Source organism: Nonomuraea sp. H19 (genome assembly GCF_052068215.1).
Taxonomy (GTDB): domain Bacteria; phylum Actinomycetota; class Actinomycetes; order Streptosporangiales; family Streptosporangiaceae; genus Nonomuraea.
Genome location: NZ_JBQHCV010000096.1, coordinates 1 through 3,111 on the forward strand (window position 1 = coordinate 1; position 3,111 = coordinate 3,111).

The 3,111-nt window shown below is 69.7% G+C and carries 2 protein-coding genes; one reads left to right on the forward strand and one right to left on the reverse strand.

Annotation, left to right across the window (positions count from 1 at the left end; genetic code table 11):
- Nucleotides 1-196 precede the first annotated feature (196 nt).
- A complete protein-coding gene (locus tag ACTMTI_RS56605; RefSeq protein WP_441129359.1) occupies nt 197-1,828 on the forward strand; it encodes an FAD-dependent monooxygenase in 1,632 nt (543 codons plus the stop codon).
- Between the two features lie 151 nt (nt 1,829-1,979).
- On the opposite strand, the gene ACTMTI_RS56610 is transcribed toward ACTMTI_RS56605, so the two are convergent.
- Entirely contained in the window at nt 1,980-2,840 is an 861-nt protein-coding gene (locus ACTMTI_RS56610; RefSeq protein WP_441129360.1) for an alpha/beta hydrolase, read from the reverse strand.
- Nucleotides 2,841-3,111 lie beyond the last annotated feature (271 nt).

The following is a 3,111-nucleotide window of genomic DNA, read 5'->3' on the forward strand; positions in this document are numbered from 1 at the left end:
AGCCGCGTCGATGGCGCGGTGGGTTACGCCGGCGAGACCGACCTCGTCGATGAGCCGCATCGCGGTGTCGGCCAGCATTTCGCGTCGATCACTTTCCCTCGGCACCCCTTGACTCTACTACAGCGTCGTACTACAACGTAGTGCGACGCTGTAGTACTACGTTGTAGTGGACTGCTTTCGGGCGAAAGGAACGCCGATGACAACCGGCATCACTCAGGTCCTGGTAGCGGGCGCCGGCCCGACCGGTCTGACTTTGTCCGTCGAGCTCGCCCGCCGGGGCATCGACCACCTGCTGGTCGATGCCGGTCAGGCGCCCGCGATCGGATCGCGTGGGAAGGGGCTCCAGCCGCGCAGCCTGGAGGTGCTGGACGATCTGGGCGTGATCGATGAGATCCTGGCCAACGGCACCGTCGGCTTGCCTCTGCGGGTCTCCCAGGGACACGAACTCGCCGTAGAATTGGCCACCGCCACTGCCACGGGAGCACGGCCGGGCGCGCCGTATCCCGACCTGGTGATGTTGCCGGAGTGGCGGGTGGAGCAGATCCTGCGCGACCGGCTGACCGCTCTCGGGGGACAGGTGCTCTACGGCGCCGCACTGATCGCCTTCACCCAGGACGAGGACGGCGTTACCGCCACGCTGGCCAACGGCCAGATCGTCCGGGCCCGCTACCTGGTCGGCAGCGACGGCGGGCACAGCACCGTCCGGCACCTGCTCGACGCGACGATGGACGGGCACACCCGCACCGACCAGTTCTTCCTCGTCGGCGACGTGCATATCCACGGCCTCGCCGCGGACGCCTCCTACGCCTGGTTCGGCGAGGACGGCTCGTACCTGGCCGTCGCACCGTTGCCGAACGCCGATGGCGCCTGGCAGTACCAGGCCAGCGTGCTTCCCGGCCCCGACGGCGCGGTTCCCGAGCCCGCACTGGAGATTTTCCAAGAGCTGTTCGGCGAGCGGTCCGGCTGCACCGGCGTGACGCTCAGCGAGGCCACCTGGCTGTCGCGCTACCGCTTCAACGCCCGGATGGTCCACAGCTACCGGTACGGCCGCGTCTTCCTGGCCGGCGATGCCGCACACGTGCACTCCCCAGCGGGCGGCCAGGGCATGAACACCGGCATCCAGGACGCCTACAACCTCGGCTGGAAGCTGGCCGCCACCCTGGCCGGCGCGTCCGAGGAGATCCTTGACAGCTACGGGGCCGAGCGTATCCCTGTCGCGGCCAAGGTCCTGGCCGACAGCTCCCGCGGCTTCGAATCCATCTTCGTGCTCAAGGGCGTGCGCCGGTTCCTGCGCGACCATGTGCTCTTCCCGCTCATCAAGCGGCCCGCCGTCATGAGCCGCATGTTGGCCAAGACCAGCCAGCTCGACATCGCCTACCCCGACTCGCCCCTGACCGTCGCCGGCGGCCCGCGCCGCGGCCCCAAGGCCGGTGACCGTGCGCCCGACGCCCGCGGCACCACCCCCGACAGTGCCCCGCTCCGCCTCTTCGACGTCACCCGCGGAACGCACTGGACCCTTCTGGGCTTCGGCGTGGAAACCACCCATCCCCTCGCCGCCCTCCACGGCCCGCACGTCAGCACCCTGCAGGTCGCCGACTCCGGCCAGCCCGGGTGCCCGAAGGCCCTCATCGGCCAGGAGGCACCCCGGCTCTACCGGGCTCGCCCTGGCACCCTGGTCCTGATCCGCCCCGACGGATACATCGCCGTGCGCACCGACGACGCCCAGGTCGTGGCCGACTACCTCGACCGGACTCTGTCCCCAGCCGCGCGGCCACACCGACCGCGGCCTGAGAACGCCGGACGGCGTCGCCAGAGGGTGCGCCGCTAAGGTGAGCAGTGCCGAAGTAGCCGGACGGGCATGGGCGAGGGCAGCCGGCGGTCGGGGCTGCCCTCATGCGTACTGCATCGCGAACCTGCAGCCGGAGCGACGTCCGCTCCCTCCGCCTCTCCAGGGTGTTCTGTGCTATCGGGAGGTGATTTCAGCCCTGCTGAAGGCAGCGACGAACGAAGGCGATCTGGTCGGTAAGGACATGCTCCCGTGTGGCGGAGTCGGTGTAAAAGGTGAAGTGCGTGCCCGGGTAGCTGCGCAGCTCCCCGCGCGGGGCTCGCTCCGCCAGCGCCCGGGTCGTCTCGATGGGCGTCTCGTGGTCGTCGGCCGCGACACAGACCAGCAGCGGCATGGTCAGTCGGACGGCGGCCTGTTCAGGGTGGTAGCGCATCATGCTCAACAACGCCCGTGCGGCGACGCGGTTGCGCCACAGGGTGGTCGCCTCTCCGCTGGAAAGAGCCTGGATGTGCTGCCCGGCCTCGGCCGTGGCCGCCACCGCGAGCTCGCCGGGCCGACCGACCATGGGTATGTAGCACGGCCGCAGGCCGAGTTTGCCGCGCAGCGCGTCCCAGCCGATGGCCCTCAGCAGTCGCAGCGTCTGCCACGTCGAACGTCCCTCCACACGCTTGGGGAACCCGTTGAACGGGATCTGTGCCACCACCGCGACAATCTCCGGGTCGCCGGCGGCGACGGAAATGACGTGGGCATCGCCGAGCGAGTTGCCCCACAGCATGACGCCGCGGAGGTCGACGTGCTCGCTGCGGCGGGCGAATGCGATGGCGGCCCGCAGGTCCTCCTGCTGACCGTAGATGTCGGCGAGCTGGCGCGGCTCGCCACCGCTCTCCCCGAAGCCGCGATAGTCGAACACGAGGGCCGCCACGCCCTCGGCGGCGAACCGCTCAGCGTGCGGGAACAGCCGGTCCATCGTCCCGCTGAACCCATGGCACAGCACCACGCAGGGCAGCTGCCCGTCCGGTGCGGGTGGCAGGTAGAGGTCACCGACCCCCTCCATAGGATCCTCACGATCGGAAAGGGCGCAAAGTGACGGTTCCCCGCATCGTCCTCAACGCTCGGCAAGCGATAACGTTCCCACAGGTCACATTAGGGACAAGGCGTTCTTGGAGTGCCATGCTGCATGGGCGTCAGGCGGAGCAGTCGGTCATCGGCGGGTTGCTGGAGGGCCGGTGCGGCGCTCTGGTGGTGCGTGGCGAGGCGGGCATCGGCAAGTCGGCCCTTCTGGAGTGCGCCGCGGCGAACGCGCGGGTGCGGGTGCTGCGGGTGTC